This is a genomic window from Streptomyces sp. NPDC005863 (assembly GCF_042871345.1).
Classification (GTDB): domain Bacteria; phylum Actinomycetota; class Actinomycetes; order Streptomycetales; family Streptomycetaceae; genus Streptomyces.
The window spans coordinates 743,829-760,258 of sequence record NZ_JBIAII010000001.1 but is presented as its reverse complement, the minus strand read 5'-3'; the positions used below and the strand labels follow the sequence as shown (position 1 = coordinate 760,258).

Genomic DNA, 16,430 nt, shown 5'->3' with positions numbered 1-16,430 from the left:
GACACGGGCGGCGGGTACCGTGGTCCCGGTCCGGACCACGCAAAACCTGCTGGGCACCACTTTCCGGACAGGTACGGACGCACGCACGACACGTACGGACGACACGCCCAGACGACGACGCCCAGACGACGACGCACGGACGACCTGCTGCGGGCTGAGGACATCGCAAGGAGCTCAAGGTGTTCAATGACATTGGCGCACTCGAGATAGTGGCGCTGGTCGTCCTCGCCGTGCTCATCTTCGGTCCGGACAAGCTGCCGAAGGTCATCCAGGACATCTCCCGCACGATCCGCAAGATCCGCGAGTTCTCCGACAGCGCGAAGGCGGACATCCGCGACGAGCTGGGCCCGGAGTTCAAGGACTTCGAGTTCGAGGACCTGAACCCCAAGAAGTTCATCCGCAAGCAGCTCGACAACGACGAACTCGGGCTCAAGGAGATCCGCAACGGCTTCGACCTCAAGAAGGAGATGAACGAGGTCACGGACGCCGTGCACGGCCGCGAGAGCGACTCGTCCGACACCGGTTCCGGCGCCTCGGCCGCCCCGTCCGGCGGAGCCCGGATCGACATGCGGAAGAGGACGACCGAGCCCGCGAAGCCGGCCGCGGGAGACCCTCCGCCCTTCGACGCGGACGCCACCTGAGGCCCGCCTGAACCGCCGCCGCCAACAGGTGTGGCTATCCTGCCTTGTTGTCCGGCGTGAGGACGCCCGAGGGGGGCGGGCCGCTCCGGACACTCGAGAGCGAGGAGGCGGCCGGGTACATGGAGACGACAAGTGCGGTGGGCGCGAAGGCGTCGACCGGGGACGGCACCGCACAAGCGGTGCCCTCCGCCCGACGCACGGTCGACGGCTACCTGCTGGCGCCCTTCCCCTGGTACGGCCTGGACGAGGCCTTCACGGGGCAGCGCTGGCTGATGCAGGTCGGCGCGACGTCGGACGGTGCCGTGGAGCACGGTTCGATCGGACACGGTGACGAGCCGTCCGTCCGCGCCGAGGGCAGCCTCGGCAACAGCGACAAGGAGCGCTTCGCGGTCGTGGTGACTGTGGCCGCCAACCCCGTACGGCGCAGCGCCGACGGCACGGGCCTGCTGGAGGCCACCTCGGTCTCCTCCGCGGCCTGGCTCGCCGGGGTCGGCCTGCTGTCCCTCACCTGGCCCGGCCAGATGGACCACACCCTGCGCGACGACTGGCTCGACCAGCAGACGGAGACGGCCTGGGTCCTCGCCGACGACCTGGAGGGCTCCGACTGGTCCTCGCTGTCGCTGCCGGTGGACGGGGAACCGACCCCGTTCCACTACCGCGAGTCCGAGTACGGCTGGGTCCTCGCCGGCTCCACGAAGGAGGGCGTGCACCTGGGCGCGTACGGGCGCGGCATGAGCGCGTACGGCCTGGGCTTCTCGGTGATCAAGGACATCGGCGCGTACGCCTAGGGCGGCGGGCCGGACGGATGGGGCGCCGTCGGTGTGACGGTGCCCCCACCCTTCGTCCAGCTCGGCCCCGTGTCGTTTTCGTCTGCGGGTCCCGTTGTGGCTGGTCGCGCAGTTCCCCGCGCCCCCTATGGGGCGCTGCCCCATCGGGGCGGGGGTCAGAACTTGTTGCGGGGGGTCAGGCCCAGGGTCATGCCGGACAGGCCCCGCTGGCGGCCGCCCAGCTTGCCCGCGATCGTGCGCAGCGCAGAGCCCGCCGGGGACTCCGGGTCGCTCAGGACGACCGGCTTGCCCTCGTCGCCGCCCTCGCGCAGCCGGACGTCGATCGGGATGGAGCCGAGGACCGGCACCGTCGCGCCCGTCGTCCTGGTGAGCCCCTCGGCGACCTTCTGGCCGCCGCCCGTGCCGAACACGTCGACCATCTCGTCGCAGTGCGGGCAGGGCAGGCCCGACATGTTCTCGACGACGCCGACGATCTTCTGGTGGGTCTGCACCGCGATGGAGCCGGCCCGCTCGGCGACCTCGGCGGCCGCCTGCTGAGGCGTCGTCACGACCAGGATCTCGGCGTTCGGGACGAGCTGGGCGACGGAGATCGCGATGTCACCCGTGCCCGGCGGCAGGTCGAGCAGGAGGACGTCCAGGTCGCCCCAGAAGACGTCCGCGAGGAACTGCTGGAGCGCGCGGTGCAGCATCGGCCCGCGCCAGACCACCGGGGCGTTGCCGGGGGTGAACATGCCGATCGAGATGACCTTCACGCCGTTCGCCGACGGCGGCATGATCATGTTCTCGACCTGGGTGGGCTTGCCGTCGGCGCCCAGCATGCGCGGCACGGAGTGACCGTAGATGTCGGCGTCGACGACGCCGACCTTGAGGCCGTCGGCGGCCATCGCGGCCGCGAGGTTCACCGTCACCGAGGACTTGCCGACGCCGCCCTTGCCGGACGCCACCGCGTAGACACGGGTGAGTGAGCCGGGCTTGGCGAAGGGCACCTCGCGCTCGGCGGTGCCGCCGCGCAGCGCCGACGCCAGCTCCTTGCGCTGCTCGTCGCTCATCACGTCGAGGGTGACGTCGACGCGCGTGACGCCCTCGACCGCGGCGACCGCGTCCGTCACGTTCTTGGTGATGGTCTCGCGCATCGGGCAGCCGGAGACCGTCAGGTACACGGTGACCGCTACCGCCCCATCAGCGGCGATATCCACCGATTTGACCATCCCCAACTCGGTGATGGGTCGCTGGATCTCGGGGTCGTTCACCGTCGCCAGTGCTGCACGCACCGCGTCTTCCGTAGCCATACGACCGATAGTACGGCGCGGTAACCCCGGCACGGAAAGGGTTGTCAGCGGTCGCCTACATCACTCCCGCGCGAGCCCTCCCGCGGGAATACCGCGCGCTGCTCCTCCAACTCCTTGACCAGGTCCTGGAGCTCGGAGCGGATCCAGTCGCGGGTCGCCACCTCGCCGAGGCCCATGCGCAGCGAGGCGATCTCGCGGGTGAGGTACTCGGTGTCCGCGATCGACCGCTCGTTCTGCTTGCGGTCCTGTTCGAGGTTGACGCGGTCGCGGTCGTCCTGGCGGTTCTGCGCGAGGAGGATCAGCGGAGCGGCGTACGACGCCTGCAGCGACAGCATCAGGGTGAGGAAGATGAACGGGTACTGGTCGAAGCGCAGGTGGTCGGGCGCCGCGATGTTCCACACCACCCACATGATGATGACGACCGTCATCCAGACGATGAACCGGCCGGTGCCGAGGAACCGCGCGATGCGCTCCGAGAGCCGTCCGAACGCCTCCGGGTCGTACTCGGGCAGCAGCTTGGGGCGCGGGGTCCTCGGCTGGTCGAGGCGGAAGCGCGGGCTGCGGGGCTCGGCGCGGTTGTCGCGCTCACGGTCAGCCATGGCCCGCTCCCTCCTCCTCCAGATGGAACTCCGTCTCGCGCCAGTCGTCGGGCAGCATGTGGTCCAGTACGTCGTCGACGGTGACCGCCCCGAGCAGCGCGCCGCCCTCGTCGACGACCGGCGCCGCCACCATGTCGTACGTGGCGAAGAACCCGGCGACGGCGGGCAGTGTCGCGTCCGGCGCGAGCGGCTGCAGGTCGTCGTCGAGGATCGAGCCGACCAGGGTGTACGGGGGGTCGCGCAGCAGCCGCTGGAAGTGCACGGTGCCCAGGTACTTGCCGGTCGGTGTCTCGTCCGGCGGCCGGCACACGTACACCTGCGCGGCGAGCGCGGGGGAGAGGTCCTCCATGCGCACGCGCGCGAGGGCGTCGGCGACGGTCGCGTCCGGGCGCAGCACGATCGGCTCGGTCGTCATCAGACCGCCGGCCGTGCGCTCCTCGTACGCCATCAGACGCCGCACGTCGGCCGCGTCGTCCGGCTTCATCAGCGCCAGCAGGCGCTCCTTGTCCTCCTCGGGCAGCTCGGCGAGGAGGTCGGCGGCGTCGTCGGGGTCCATGGCCTCCAGGACGTCGGCGGCGCGCTCCTCCTTGAGCTTGCCGAGGATCTCGATCTGGTCGTCCTCGGGCAGCTCCTCCAGGACGTCGGCGAGCCGGTCGTCGTCGAGGGCGGCGGCCACCTCGGTGCGCCGCTTGGGGGAGAGGTGGTGCAGGACGTTGGCGAGGTCGGCGGGGCGCAGCTGCTCGAAGGTGGCGAGCAGGCTCTCGGCGCCCTGGCCGTGCTCCTCCAGGGAGAAACCGTCGACGGCGGCCCAGTCGACGGTCAGGGTCTCGCCCTTGCGCCGGAAGGTGCCGCTCTTGCCCTTGCGCACGAAGACCCGGTCGATCTCCCAGTCGCGGCGGGCGGGGAGCTGCTGGACGGAGACGTCCAGGACGGTGACCTCCTCGCCGGACTCGACCAGGTGCACCCGCCGGTCCAGCATCTCGCCGAGCACGAGCCGCTCGGTGGGGCGCTGCTCGAAGCGCCGTACGTTGAGCACGCCGGTGGTGATGACCTGGCCCGACTCGATGCCGGTGACCCGGGTCATCGGCAGGAAGATCCGGCGCCGGGTGGAGAGCTCGACGACGAGGCCGAGCAGCCGGGGCGGCCGCCTGCCGACCCGGACCATCGCCACCAGGTCGCGCACCCGGCCGACCTGGTCGCCGTTCGGGTCGAAGACGGCGGTGCCGGAGAGATGCGAGACGAAGACCCTGGGGGCGCCTGCCGCCATGCGTCACGCCTCCTTCCGGCCGGGGGGTTCATGCCGTTTGGTCCGTCATTACGGGTCAATACGGGCTTCAGGCTAGCCCGTCCCGGTCGGATACGCGTCGGCGGAGGGTCCGGACGGACTGCCTCCGATCGGCCCGCCCGATCCGGGTACGCTGCCGTACTGCCGAAGCCGTAGAGGTCGTCCGCACGAGAGGCAGCGCCACCTGTGACCGCACTTCCCCTGGCCAGCCGCGCCCGCAGAGCGGCGTTCGTGAGCGCGATGTGCGCGGGCCTGGTCGCGGCGGCCACGAGTCTGACGGCCTGCAGTGGCGAGGACCCGGATGCGGGGACGAACGGCGTGGGCAAGCTCTCCCCGGCGAAGATCCAGGCCAAGGCGGACTCGGCGGCCGACGCGGCGTCGGCGGTACGGCTCTCCGGCACGGTGGTGAGCAAGAACCACACGTACACCCTCGACATGCGCCTCAAGGGCGAGGGCGGCACGGGTTCGGTCACCTCCAAGGGGCAGACCTTCCAGCTGCTGCGGGTCGGCGAGGAGCTCTGGCTCAAGGCAGGATCGGAGTTCTGGACGCACGACGGCGGCAAGGGCGACGGCGCGTCGGCGGACGGGACGGCGGCGGCCAAGCTCGACGACAAGTACGTGAAGGTCCCCCAGGGCGACCCCGCCTACCAGCAGCTGAGCGGCTTCACGGACAAGGACAAGCTCCTGGCCGGCATGCTGACGCTGCACGGCGAGCTCGCCAAGGGTGACCGCGGCGAGACGGGCTCCGTGAGCTCCATCAAGATCACCGGCGACGAGGGTGCGGGCGGCACCCTGGCCGTCTCCCTGGAGGGCAAGCCCTACCCGCTCCGCCTGGAGCGCGGCGGCCACGCGGGCACGCTGAAGCTCACGGACTGGAACCGAGACTTCCCCCTGCAGGAGCCGGGCAAGAACGAGATGGTCGACTACGGAAAGCAGCTGCCGACATCCTGACCGGGGCCGAGACCGCATGAGGCGAGCCCCGAAGGGGCAGCCTCAGGGGCGCGGGGAACTGCGCGACCAGCCACGACGCACCCGCAGACGAGACCCGCCCCCAACCTCAGCGGCGCTTGCGCCGGAAGAGCAGCCGAGGAAGCCCCCCGGGCAACGGCTCACGCGTGGTCGCCCCCGTAGGCAGCGGCGCAGCCGCGAGAGACCCGCCGGGCAACTCCGGCATCACCTCACACGGCGTGAGCCGGACCACCCGGCACTGCTCAGCCCACCGCAGGTTCACCGCATTCAACCGCTTCGGCTTCAGCTCGGCGACACCCGCCTCCCACTCCTGCGACCCCGGCGCCATCTCATCCACCCGCGCCGTCCAGGCGACGAGCCGCCCGCCCTTGTCCTTGCTGCGGACGGTCACCTCGGCGGAGCCCCCGTCCACGAGGCCGGGCAGCGGCTGCTCGCCGGGGCCGTCCCCGACGACGTACACGGCGCCCTCGTGCCAGACGTGCCACAGCGCCCGCGCGGGCGAGTTCTCGCCCTGGACCCAGATGAGGCCGGACTTCTTCGTGGCCTCCTCGACGAGGGCGCGATCGAGCAGCGGGTCAGCAGTCATGGGCGGCAGCCTATCGAGTGGAGCCCCGCGGCCCGCCGGGACCGTCACAGCCAGCCGTTGCGCTTCAGGGTGCGGTGGATCGCGAGGCAGACGCCGCCGATGAGGGCGAGCACCATCCCGTACCCGTACCGCCAGTGCAGTTCGGGCATGTGGTCGAAGTTCATGCCGTAGACGCCGCAGACGGCCGTCGGCACGGCGATGATCGCCGCCCACGAGGTGATCTTGCGCATGTCCTCGTTCTGCGCGACGGCGGCCTGCGCGAGGTTGGCCTGGAGGATCGAGTTGAGCAGTTCGTCGAAGCCGATGACCTGCTCCTGGACGCGCGTGAGGTGGTCGGCGACGTCACGGAAGTACTTCTGGATGTCGGGGTCGACGAGCCGCATCGGCCGCTCGCTGAGCAACAGCATGGGACGGAGCAGCGGCGACACGGCCCGCTTGAACTCCAGGACCTCGCGCTTGAGCTGGTAGATCCGTCCGGCGTCGACGCCGCGCGAGGTGCCCTTGCCCTTGCTCGGCGCGGAGAAGACCTCGCTCTCCACGTCGTCGATGTCGTCCTGCATGGCGTCGGCGACCGCGATGTAGCCGTCGACGACGTGGTCGGCGATGGTGTGCAGCACCGCCGAGGGGCCCTTGGCGAGCAGCTCGGGGTCCTCCTGGAGGCGGCGGCGCAGGGCGCGCAGCGAACCGTGGCCGCCGTGCCGCACGGTGATGAAGAAGTCGGGACCGGTGAAGCACATCACCTCGCCGGTCTCCACGACCTCGCTGGTGGCGGTGAGTTCGGTGTGCTCGACGTAGTGGATCGTCTTGAAGACGGTGAACAGCGTGTCGTCGTAGCGCTCCAGCTTGGGGCGCTGGTGGGCGTGGACGGCGTCCTCGACGGCGAGCGGGTGCAGCCCGAACTCGGCGGCGATACCGGCGAATTCGGCCTCCGTCGGCTCGTGCAGGCCGATCCAGGCGAAGCCGCCCCGGCGGCGCACCTCCAGCATCGCCTCGTGCGGGGTGAGGGCGTCGGCGCAGGCCAGCCGGCTGCCGTCGCGGTAGACGGCGCAGTCGACCACGGCGGACGCGGCGTCACGGGTGGCGTCGTAGGTGTCGTACGACGCGGGGGAGGAAGGGTAGGAGGTGCCGTCCTTGCGCAGCGAGGGACGGACGGCGGCACGAAGGTCGCGGATCATCGACATGGGCAGGCTCCTTCGAAGGAGGCCGCCTGCGACGGTTGGAACTGCCCGGAATGGGGACGTCCTGGGTGCGGGATGTTTGGCACGTCCACAAAGCGGGGAGCACCGCACCGTCGCGGTGGCAGCTTCGCTACTGACACAGATCAGGAAACTCAGACAGATCAGGTGGGAACGAAGTGCTCTTCCGCCGCACACGGCACGAAGAGTGCGCGCGGTGCGTGGGGGTACGTGCGCAGCTACAGGGCTGCGTGCATCACCGGGCGGAAGAGCGGGTGGTACTGCACGGTCGACTTCGGTCCATTGCAGCCCCACCTCCTCCGGCCGGTCCCCCGTAAGGGAAGTCCCATGCGCCCCTCACGCCAGTGGCGCGAAGTCAGTGTCTGTCTGCAGGGCTTGAAAGCGACGCTTCTGCGTGCTGCCCTGAGCCAGCGGCCAACACTATCAGCCGACTGAAGTGTCAAGCCCCCGCTTTGCCCGCAGCTGACGAGTTCTATGCTCGCGGCATGTCTGATGTTCTTGCGCTGGTCGAGGCCCGTCTCCGTACCGGCCTGGGAGAACCCGACGCGCGCGCCGCGGTGACCTTCCTCGGCACCGACCGGATCGAAGTGCTGCGGTTCACGGCCGGGAACGACGGCAACCTCGTGCGCTACGCCACGCTCGGCATGTCCGCCCAGCCGATGGCCGACCCGACCGCCGCCCTTGCCGACCCGGTGAAGGGCCCGCGCGCCGAACTGGTGCTCTCGGTACGAGGGGGGCTCGCCGACACCGACAAGGCGCTGCGGCCGCTCGCCGTACTGGCCGCGTCGCCCCAGGTCGAGGGCCTGGTCGTGGCACCCGGCGCCTCGCTGGACGTGGGCGAACCGCTGTGGCCCGGAGCGCCGTTCACCTCGGTGCTGGTGGCGGAGCCCGGCGGTCTGGTCGAGGACCTCGAACTCGACGCGCCCATGGAGCCCGTACGGTTCCTGCCGCTGCTCCCCATGACGCCGAACGAGGCGGCGTGGAAGCGGGTGCACGGCGCGGCGGCGCTGCAGGAGCGGTGGCTGAACAGCGGCACGGACCTGCGCGATCCGCTGCGCAAGTCCGTGGCCCTCGACTGACGTCCGGCCGCTGAAGTCCGGCCGCCGACAGGTCAGTTGGCGAAGACCGTGACGCCGTCCTCGGCCGCGTGCTTCGGCTCCAGCTCCTCGGCCTCGTGCGTCAGGGAGTTCCTGCGCACCCAGACCACGACCGCGCCGAGCACCGCCGTGACGGCCGCGACCACGAACGGGATGTGGATGTCGCTCCACTCCTCGATCTTCGGCGCGAAGAACGGCGCTGCGGCGGCCGCGAACCAGCGCACGAAGTTGTAGCCGGCGCTGGCCACCGGGCGCGGCGCGTCGGAGACGCCGAGGGCCAGCTCGGTGTAGACGGTGTTGTTCACGCCGATGAAGGCGCCGGACAGGATCGTGCAGACGACGGCGGTGGTGTGGTCGCCGTACCCGAGCACCAGCACGTCGACGGCGAGCAGCACGAGTGAGCCGCCGAGCACCTTGAGCGAGCCGAACCGGGCCTGCAGCCGGGGCGCGACGAGCACCGAGAAGACGGCGAGCAGCACACCCCAGGCGAAGAACACCGCGCCCGACTTGTACGGGGACATGTTCAGCACGAACGGCGTGAAGGCCAGCACCGTGAAGAACGTGTAGTTGTAGAAGAACGCCGAGGCCGCCGCGGAGGCGAGCCCGCCGTGGCCGAGCGCCTTGATCGGGTCGAGCAGTGACGTCTTGCGCGCGGGCTTCGGCTGCTCCTTGAGGAACGCCGTGATGCACAGGAAGCCGATCGCCATCAGCGCGGCGGTGCCGAAGAACGGATAGCGCCAGCTGGCGTCGCCGAGCAGCGCGCCGACCAGCGGGCCGCACGCCATGCCGAGGCCGAGCGCCGACTCGTACAGCAGGATCGCGGCCGCGCTGCCGCCGGCCGCGGCGCCGACGATGACGGCGAGCGCGGTCGAGACGAAGAGCGCGTTGCCGAGCCCCCAGCCCGCGCGGAACCCGACGAGCTCACCGACCGAACCGGAGGTGCCGGAGAGGGCCGCGAAGACCACGACGAGCGCGAGGCCGAGCAGCAGGGTCTTCTTGCCGCCGATACGGCTGGAGACGAAGCCGGTGACCAGCATGGCGACCGCGGTGATCAGGAAGTACGAGGTGAAGAGGAGGGAGACCTGGCTGGCGCTCGCGTCCAGGCCCTTGGCGATGGAGGGCAGGATCGGGTCGACGAGTCCGATGCCCATGAAGGCCACCACGGACGCGCCGGCCGTGGCCCACACGGCCTTCGGCTGCCGCAGGAGGCTGCCCGCCCCGGCGTCGAATGGGTCCCCTTCGGCGGGGCCCCCTGTGCTGCTGTTCATACAGCCGCTCCTTCACTGCTGCCACAGGGATCGTTGAAGATCGTTGATGTATACATATATTAAGTTAGCAAGGCTAAATGATGCAAGTTACACGTAGTTTTCCCTGGTGACAGGGCCACCGGACGGGTGATCGTCCTTGACGGGGCGGCGACCGGGGAGGACCGTTGGGCGCTATGAGGGGCGAACCCAGTTGCCCGAAGTGTGGTGGCCGGGTCAGGGCTCCCGGTCTCTTTGCCGACTCCTGGCAGTGTGACGTGCACGGCACCGTGCACCCGCTGCAGCCCGTGATCCCGCCCAGCGTCGAGGCCCTCCAGGTCGTGGTGCACCGCGCACAGGTGCCGGTGTGGATGCCGTGGCCCCTGCCGGTCGGCTGGCTGTTCACGGGTGTGGCCTGCGCCGGCGACGACCGCAGCGGCGGCCGCGCGACGGCCGTGGCCTGCTCGGGGCCCGCGCCGCTCGGCGGTGTCGGGGAGCTCGTGCTCGTCGCCGAGGAGCTGGGCGTCGGCCTCGGCGCGCGGTACGCGGGCATCGACGGCCCCGACCCCGGCCCGCACATGAGCGTCGAGAAGCCGCCGCAGTCCAAGGTGCTCGCCGCCGGACGGCCGACCCCGATGTGGCACGTGTCCGGGACACCGGACGACCGCGCCGTCTTCGCGGGCGAGGCGCGCGGGCTCTGGCTGTGGGCCATCGCATGGCCCGAGCAGTCGGGTCTCCTGATGTACGACGAGCTGGTGCTGACGGATCTGCGGGACGCGGGCGCGGAGGTGGATCTGCTGCCGTGCGGGGCGCTGTCGCCGCGGCTGCTCATGTCGTGAGGCGGGGCCCCGTCCGCGTACCCGCGTGAACCGTTCCTCGTGAGGCGGGGCCCCGCCCTCGTACCCGCGTGAGCGATGCCTCGTGATCGGCCCCGCGTGAGCGATGCCTCGCCGCGGGCGGGCCGCGGGGCGCCCCGTGCCCGTTATCCTTGAGCGTCCCCGTATCCGCCCGTCAGAGCACTGGAGCCAGCGTCGTGCGCATCGATCTGCACACCCACTCCACCGCGTCCGACGGTACGGACACCCCGGCCGAGCTGGTCCGCAACGCGGCGGCCGCCGGACTCGACGTCGTCGCGCTCACCGACCACGACACCACCCGGGGACACGCCGAGGCGAAGAAGGCCCTGAGCGAGCTGTCGACCGGACTGACCCTGGTGACCGGCGCCGAACTCTCCTTCAAGCTCGACGGCATGGGCCTGCACATGCTGGCCTACCTCTTCGACCCCGACGAGCCCGAGCTCGCCCGCGAGTGCGAACTGGTCCGCGACGACCGGGTGCCGCGCGCCAAGGCGATGATCGGCAAGCTCCGGGGGCTCGGCGTGGACGTGACCTGGGAGCAGGTCGCGCGGATCGCGGGCGACGGCTCGGTCGGCCGCCCGCACATCGCGGAGGCCCTCGTCGAACTCGGCGTCGTGCCCACCGTCTCCGACGCCTTCACGCCCGAGTGGCTCGCCGACGGTGGCCGCGCGTTCGCCGACAAGCACGAACTCGACCCGTTCGAGGCGATCCGCCTGGTCAAGGCGGCCGGCGGCGTCACCGTCTTCGCGCACCCCGGTGCCGCCAAGCGCGGCAAGATCGTCTCCGAGGCCGTGATCGCGGAGCTCGCCGCGGCGGGCCTCGACGGCATCGAGGTCGACCACATGGACCACACGCCCGAGACCCGCACCCGGCTGCGCGCCCTCGCGGGCGAGCTCGGCCTCCTGGTCACCGGCTCCAGCGACTACCACGGCAGCCGCAAGACGTGTGTCCTCGGCGAGTACACCACCGACCCCGAGATCTACGGCGAGATCACGCGCCGGGCCACGGGAGCGTTCCCGGTGCCCGGGGCGGGCGGACACTCCGCCGCCTGACGGCTCGCGCCCGCGCGCCTTCGCGCCGCCGGGTCCTTCCTCCACCGCACGTCATGTGCGGAGCCACCCCGCACTCCCGTGCGGGCCTCACCGCATCCATCACGTTCCGTGGCGGCGGCCGCCGTGCCCTGTGCCCGGTGGCGTCCGGCGCGGAACTTTCGTACGACTCTCTGCAAGGCCATCACTGTGTTCGACGTCGCCGTCTTCGGCTCCCTCTTCCTCACCCTGTTCGTCATCATGGATCCCCCCGGGATCACCCCGATCTTCCTCGGCCTGACCGCGGGCCGGCCCGCCAAGGTGCAGCAGCGGATGGCCTTCCAGGCCGTGTGCGTCGCCTTCGGCGTGATCTCGGTCTTCGGCCTCGTGGGCCACCAGATCCTCGACTACCTGCATGTCTCCGTGCCCGCGCTGATGATCGCGGGCGGACTGCTGCTGCTCCTCATCGCGCTCGACCTGCTCACCGGCAAGACGGACGAGCCGAAGCAGACCAAGGACGTCAACGTCGCCCTGGTGCCGCTCGGCATGCCGCTGCTCGCCGGGCCCGGCGCGATCGTGTCGGTCATCCTGGCCGTGCAGGACGCCGACAGCGTCGGTACGCAGATCTCCGTCTGGGCGGCGATCGTGGCGATGCACGTGGTGCTGTGGCTGGTCATGCGGTACTCGCTGCTGATCATCCGGGTCATCAAGGACGGCGGTGTGGTGCTCGTGACGCGGCTCGCGGGCATGATGCTGTCCGCCATCGCGGTACAGCAGATCATCAACGGCGTGACGCAGGTGATCCAGGGCGCTTGAAGCCCCGCGCGCCGCCGCGCCGCCGCGGCCCCGCACCCCGAACGCACGAAGGGCCCCCGTACGGAATCGATCCGATTCCGTACGGGGGCCCTGCGACGTCTGCGTTATGAGGCCGAGGAGTCGGCCGGGCGGATGTAGATGCGCTGGCCGATCGATGCGGCCTGCTGCACGATCCGGTTGACGGAGGCGGCGTCCACGACGGTACTGTCCACGGCCGCGCCGTCGACGTCGTCGAGTCGCATGATTTCGAAGCGCAAGGGCTTCTCCCTTCGTCTGGTCATCCTCCTGAAGGAGAACTGCTGGGTGGGAACCGTTGTGTTCCTGATGGGTACAACGAGTTGTCCCGTGCAAACATTCCCTACGCTAAGGAAATTTTTCGCGAACCTAATTACCTGTGGGTAGCGAGAGCAGTTGTGTCCGCTGTGTGACCGGCGGGAGACTGGTGTCGATGAACGACGCCGATCTCAGCGCAGTCGACCCCGATGCCGTCGACCCGGGCCCCGCCGCACCCGGCGCGGCCGACATCAGCGCGCAGCTGGAGCGCACCAACGCCCTCCTTGTACGAGTGCTCGCGGAAGTGGCGAAGACACCTTCCACGCACGCGATCTTTGTCGATGCCGGGTATCTGTACGCGGCGGCGGGCCGGCTCGCCGCCGGGACCGAGGACCGGCGGGCCTTCGACCTGGACGCGGAGGGCCTCATCGACGCGCTCATCGACAAGGCCAGGACGATCTTCGCGGACAGCCGGCTGCTGCGCGTCTACTGGTACGACGGGGCGAGGCGCCGGATCCACACGACCGAGCAGCAGTCGATCGCCGAGCTGCCCGACGTCAAGGTCAGGCTCGGCAACCTCAACGCCAACAACCAGCAGAAGGGCGTCGACTCCCTGATCCGCAGCGACCTGGAGTCACTGGCCCGTTACCGCGCGATCAGCGACGCGGCGCTGATCGGCGGCGACGAGGACCTGGTCTCCGCGGTCGAGGCGGCGCAGGGGTACGGGGCGCGGGTCCACCTGTGGGGCATCGAGGCGCCCGACGGCCGCAATCAGGCGGAGGCGCTGCTGTGGGAGGTCGACAGCCAGCGCACGTTCGACCTCGACTTCTGCAAGCCGTACGTCACGCGGCGCGCGGTCGTGGCGTACGAGCCGGGCGGAGGCGCCGCCGCGCACCGGCCCACGCGGGAGGAGGTGCGCTTCGTCGGCGCGCAGATCGCCGCGAAGTGGCTGGCGTCGCGGGGCCGCGAGGCACTGGTGGGCCTGCTGCCGGGCCACCCCTACCTGCCGGGTTCGGTGGACCAGGACCTGCTGGTGGAGGCGGAGGGGCTGCTGCAGTACTCCCTGCGCGGCCAGGCGGACCTGCGCAGGGCGCTGCGGGACGGCTTCTGGGAGCACCTGCAGGCGCAGTACTGAGGTATCGCTGCCCGGCTCCGAATGCCCGGCTGACGCATCACCGGGAGGTCAGTGGCGGTCCCAGAAGCCGGTCAGGGCCGCGGCCGTCTCGGCGGGCCGGTCGGTGTTGGGGGAGTGCTCGGCGCCGTGGATGACGGTGCGGTGGGCGTGCAGGCGCTCCGCCATGTCGTCGAGGAGCGGCAGGGGCCAGGTGTCGTCGCGCTCGCCGGAGAGGACGTGCTTGGGCAGCGGCAGGGCGGCGAGCTCGGCGACGCGGTCGGGCTCGGTGGAGAGCTGTTCGGCGGTGGCGATGAGCTGGGCGGGACTGTGCAGCAGCCAGCGGGCGCGGAGGGCGGCTTCGTGGGCGGCGGCTGCGGAGGCGTGGGCGGGGGCGGGCGGCGAGTCCAGCGACTCCTGGCCGTCATCCGGCGACTCCCGGGCGTCGTCCTGCGAGTCCTGGGCGTCCTGGGCGTCCTGTGGGGGCGGTGGCTCCATGGCCTGCATGGCCTGCCACACCTCGTCCATGGACAGGGTGGTGAGGGCGTCCGCGAGCATCATGGCGCGGGTCTGCTGTTCGGGGACGACGGCGGCGGGCCCCGACGACATGAGCGTGAGGGTGGCGAAGGGGTGCGGGTCGAGGAGTACGGCGGCGCGGGCGATCTGGCCGCCGAGGGAGTGCCCGAGCAGATGGAGCGGCACGGAGTCGTCGAGGGCGGCGGCCTGCGCCAGCACGTCGAGGGCCAACTCGCCCTGGGCGTAAGGGGATTGGTCGTCGCGGGACCCCGAGGTCTCGTACTGCCCACGCCCGTCCACGGCCACGGCGCGATACCCGGCGCCGGCCAGCGGCTCAAGGAGGGCGATGAAGTCCTCCTTGCTCCCGGTGAACCCGGGAAGAAGCAGAACGATCCCTCTCCGGTCGACGCCCGCCCCCGGCACCGCATCAAGAACGGCGAAGTCCCCACGGGAGGTACGGAGGGTCCGCGCGCTGGCGCAAGGGGGCGGAAGAAAGGTCGGAGGCCTGCTCATGAGCTGAGGCTAACGGGTGAGGGGCGCGGGGCGCCGCGGGGGAGGGGCGGCACGGAGGCGGCGGGGCGGCTCGGTGGGGTTCCGTGGACCCCGGGTTCCGGGTTCCGGGGATCCGGCCGGTCGGGCCTGCCCGTTGGGGGCGTTGTCAGTGGTGGGTGCCAGGGTGTGCGGTGGCGGGGATCGCTCCGCCGGCAGCGAGCGATGGGGTGGGTTTTCGATGTCCGATGAACGATCCGGGTCCATACCGTCCTCGGCCGGCTTCGAGGCCGCGTGGTGCGCCACCGATCTCGGCGAATATCGTGCGTGCCGGTACACCTATGCGACCTACCCGTACGAGAGCCTGCCGCCGCTCGACTCAAGCCGGTTCACCGGAGCTTTTCAGTGGCTCGGTGGCGGCGGAAGCCTTGAGCCCGCGCAGGTCGAGCTGGTCGACGACGTGGCGGGGGAGCTGGCGGCCAGGGGTCTTGCTCTCCCGCAGGACTTCGTCACGTTCATGACCAGCGCGAATTTGTACGGCTCCCTGGACAAGGTCTCGGTGACCGGGTGCTGGAGCGACCTCTCCGGACCACTGCCCAGCCCGGTCGAGCCCGGTTCCTTTCTCGTGCGATTCCTGCGCGACCAGCAGGACTGCGTCATGTGGTACCTCTACCTCCGCCCCTCCGGTGAAGCGTTCGTGGTGTACTCCCCCCTCGACTACGAGTACGAGTACGAGGACGACTACGAGTACGAGGCCCGGCGGGACGGTATGAAGGCGGAGACCGACCTCGATGAAGCGGGGGAACAGCGGACCGCGATCCGCTGGTGCGCACCGTCGTTCGAGGAGTTCGCCCATCGCTACTGGGTCGAGAACCGTCTGTGGAGCGTGCTGGAGGCCGGCGATCTGTCAGGGCTCGAACCGCAGTTGCGCGACTACTTGCGTCACTATGCTCCGGATGTCGCGTGGTAGGTCCGTAGGGGGCGCGGTCGGGGCGTTATGCGTGAAGGCCCGCCCCGGGTGGGGGCGGGCCTTCACGTTTGTGGGTGGAGGGCTGGGGGTCAGCTCTCCGTCGCTTCTGCCGGTTCCGCCTTCTTGCGGGTGCGGCGGCGCGGGGCCGCGATCGGTGCCTCGGCCTCGGTCGCGTCCGCCGGGGCGGCAGCGGCCTTGCGCGGACGACGGCGGGGCTTGGCCTCGTCCGTCGCCTGGGCCGGGATCTCGGCCTCGACGGTCTCGGTGGCCTCCACCGTCTTGGCCGCGGTCTTGCGGGTGCGGCGCTTGGGCTTTTCGGCATCGGCGTCCGCGTCCGGTGTGGCGGCGTCGGCGATCGTCTCGGCTGCCTTGCGGGTGCGGCGGCGGGGCTTGGTGGCCGGGGCTTCCGTCTCCGCCTCCGGGGCGGGTGCCTCGGTGGCCTCGACCTTCTTGGCCGTGGCCTTGCGGGTGCGGCGCTTGGGCTTTTCGGCCTCGGCGTCGGCGTCCGTGTCGGGTGCGGTGACCTCGGAGGTCGCGGCCTCGGCCACCGTCTCGGCTGCCTTGCGGGTGCGGCGGCGCGGCTTGGTGGCCGGGGCTTCCGTCTCCGCCTCCGGGGCGGGTGCCTCGGTGGCCTCGACCTTCTTGGCCGTGGCCTTGCGGGTGCGGCGCTTGGGCT

The 16,430-nt window shown here is 70.8% G+C and carries 17 protein-coding genes and 1 pseudogene; 9 read left to right on the top strand and 9 right to left on the bottom strand.

Features of this window, described 5'->3' with window-relative positions; genetic code table 11:
* The first annotated feature begins 179 nt into the window (after positions 1 to 179).
* Together ACFYO9_RS03190 and ACFYO9_RS03185 are read left to right on the top strand one after the other, a co-directional pair.
* A complete protein-coding gene (locus tag ACFYO9_RS03190; protein WP_358777680.1) occupies positions 180 to 641 on the top strand; it encodes a sec-independent translocase in 462 nt (153 codons plus the stop codon).
* A 119-nt stretch (positions 642 to 760) separates the two neighbouring features.
* Positions 761 to 1,429, top strand: a complete 669-nt coding sequence (locus ACFYO9_RS03185; RefSeq protein ID WP_358710290.1) for a hypothetical protein — start codon at positions 761 to 763, stop codon at positions 1,427 to 1,429.
* A gap of 155 nt (positions 1,430 to 1,584) precedes the next feature.
* On the opposite strand, the gene ACFYO9_RS03180 is transcribed toward ACFYO9_RS03185, so the two are convergent.
* Genes ACFYO9_RS03180 through ACFYO9_RS03170 form a run of 3 tightly spaced genes read right to left on the bottom strand, consistent with a single transcriptional unit; the run spans position 1,585 to position 4,584 of the window.
* Positions 1,585 to 2,718 (bottom strand): Mrp/NBP35 family ATP-binding protein, encoded by a 1,134-nt coding sequence (locus ACFYO9_RS03180; RefSeq protein ID WP_358777679.1) that lies wholly within the window; start codon positions 2,716 to 2,718, stop codon positions 1,585 to 1,587.
* Between the two features lie 44 nt (positions 2,719 to 2,762).
* A complete protein-coding gene (locus ACFYO9_RS03175; RefSeq protein WP_355803145.1) occupies positions 2,763 to 3,317 on the bottom strand; it encodes a DUF1003 domain-containing protein in 555 nt (184 codons plus the stop codon).
* On the bottom strand, positions 3,310 to 4,584 hold the full coding sequence (locus tag ACFYO9_RS03170) for a magnesium transporter MgtE N-terminal domain-containing protein (RefSeq protein WP_358777678.1): 1,275 nt from the start codon (positions 4,582 to 4,584) through the stop codon (positions 3,310 to 3,312). The genes ACFYO9_RS03175 and ACFYO9_RS03170 overlap by 8 nt, the downstream gene beginning before the upstream one ends.
* A gap of 204 nt (positions 4,585 to 4,788) precedes the next feature.
* Between ACFYO9_RS03170 and ACFYO9_RS03165 the strand changes: the two genes are divergently transcribed.
* Positions 4,789 to 5,553, top strand: a complete 765-nt coding sequence (locus tag ACFYO9_RS03165; protein WP_358777677.1) for a hypothetical protein — start codon at positions 4,789 to 4,791, stop codon at positions 5,551 to 5,553.
* A gap of 106 nt (positions 5,554 to 5,659) precedes the next feature.
* Here the strand turns inward: ACFYO9_RS03165 and ACFYO9_RS03160 are convergent, their stop codons facing one another.
* Both ACFYO9_RS03160 and ACFYO9_RS03155 read right to left on the bottom strand, forming a co-directional pair.
* Positions 5,660 to 6,157 carry a hypothetical protein gene (locus ACFYO9_RS03160; RefSeq protein ID WP_355803139.1) on the bottom strand — a complete coding sequence of 166 codons (498 nt, stop codon included), beginning with the start codon at positions 6,155 to 6,157 and terminating at the stop codon, positions 5,660 to 5,662.
* 44 nt (positions 6,158 to 6,201) lie between these two features.
* Positions 6,202 to 7,338 carry a magnesium and cobalt transport protein CorA gene (locus ACFYO9_RS03155; RefSeq protein ID WP_355803137.1) on the bottom strand — a complete coding sequence of 379 codons (1,137 nt, stop codon included), beginning with the start codon at positions 7,336 to 7,338 and terminating at the stop codon, positions 6,202 to 6,204.
* Between the two features lie 500 nt (positions 7,339 to 7,838).
* Here ACFYO9_RS03155 and ACFYO9_RS03150 point away from each other — a divergent pair, with 500 nt between their 5' ends.
* A complete protein-coding gene (locus tag ACFYO9_RS03150) occupies positions 7,839 to 8,432 on the top strand; it encodes a suppressor of fused domain protein (RefSeq protein ID WP_358777676.1) in 594 nt (197 codons plus the stop codon).
* Between the two features lie 32 nt (positions 8,433 to 8,464).
* Here the strand turns inward: ACFYO9_RS03150 and ACFYO9_RS03145 are convergent, their stop codons facing one another.
* Positions 8,465 to 9,718, bottom strand: a complete 1,254-nt coding sequence (locus tag ACFYO9_RS03145; protein WP_358777675.1) for an MFS transporter — start codon at positions 9,716 to 9,718, stop codon at positions 8,465 to 8,467.
* Between the two features lie 173 nt (positions 9,719 to 9,891).
* On the opposite strand from ACFYO9_RS03145, the gene ACFYO9_RS03140 reads away from it, so the two are divergent.
* The 3 genes from ACFYO9_RS03140 to ACFYO9_RS03130 all read left to right on the top strand — a co-directional run bounded on the left by ACFYO9_RS03140 (position 9,892) and on the right by ACFYO9_RS03130 (position 12,395).
* Entirely contained in the window at positions 9,892 to 10,533 is a 642-nt protein-coding gene (locus ACFYO9_RS03140) for a DUF6758 family protein (protein WP_355803131.1), read from the top strand.
* A gap of 194 nt (positions 10,534 to 10,727) precedes the next feature.
* Entirely contained in the window at positions 10,728 to 11,603 is an 876-nt protein-coding gene (locus ACFYO9_RS03135; protein ID WP_358777674.1) for a PHP domain-containing protein, read from the top strand.
* A 186-nt stretch (positions 11,604 to 11,789) separates the two neighbouring features.
* The gene (locus tag ACFYO9_RS03130) at positions 11,790 to 12,395 is read left to right on the top strand and encodes a MarC family protein (RefSeq protein ID WP_355803127.1); all 606 of its coding nucleotides are present in this window, start codon (positions 11,790 to 11,792) and stop codon (positions 12,393 to 12,395) included.
* Positions 12,396 to 12,499: 104 nt separating this feature from the next.
* Here the strand turns inward: ACFYO9_RS03130 and ACFYO9_RS03125 are convergent, their stop codons facing one another.
* Positions 12,500 to 12,652 carry a hypothetical protein gene (locus tag ACFYO9_RS03125; protein WP_358777673.1) on the bottom strand — a complete coding sequence of 51 codons (153 nt, stop codon included), beginning with the start codon at positions 12,650 to 12,652 and terminating at the stop codon, positions 12,500 to 12,502.
* 191 nt (positions 12,653 to 12,843) lie between these two features.
* Here ACFYO9_RS03125 and ACFYO9_RS03120 point away from each other — a divergent pair, with 191 nt between their 5' ends.
* The gene (locus tag ACFYO9_RS03120; protein ID WP_358777672.1) at positions 12,844 to 13,803 is read left to right on the top strand and encodes an NYN domain-containing protein; all 960 of its coding nucleotides are present in this window, start codon (positions 12,844 to 12,846) and stop codon (positions 13,801 to 13,803) included.
* A 48-nt stretch (positions 13,804 to 13,851) separates the two neighbouring features.
* On the opposite strand, the gene ACFYO9_RS03115 is transcribed toward ACFYO9_RS03120, so the two are convergent.
* Complete coding sequence (locus tag ACFYO9_RS03115; protein WP_358777671.1) at positions 13,852 to 14,808, bottom strand: alpha/beta hydrolase; 957 nt, start codon at positions 14,806 to 14,808, stop codon at positions 13,852 to 13,854.
* A 217-nt stretch (positions 14,809 to 15,025) separates the two neighbouring features.
* Between ACFYO9_RS03115 and ACFYO9_RS03110 the strand changes: the two genes are divergently transcribed.
* Complete coding sequence (locus tag ACFYO9_RS03110; protein WP_358777670.1) at positions 15,026 to 15,754, top strand: hypothetical protein; 729 nt, start codon at positions 15,026 to 15,028, stop codon at positions 15,752 to 15,754.
* An 89-nt stretch (positions 15,755 to 15,843) separates the two neighbouring features.
* On the opposite strand, the pseudogene ACFYO9_RS03105 reads toward ACFYO9_RS03110, so the two are convergent.
* Positions 15,844 to 16,430, bottom strand: a pseudogene (locus ACFYO9_RS03105) (hypothetical protein); the annotation flags it as partial.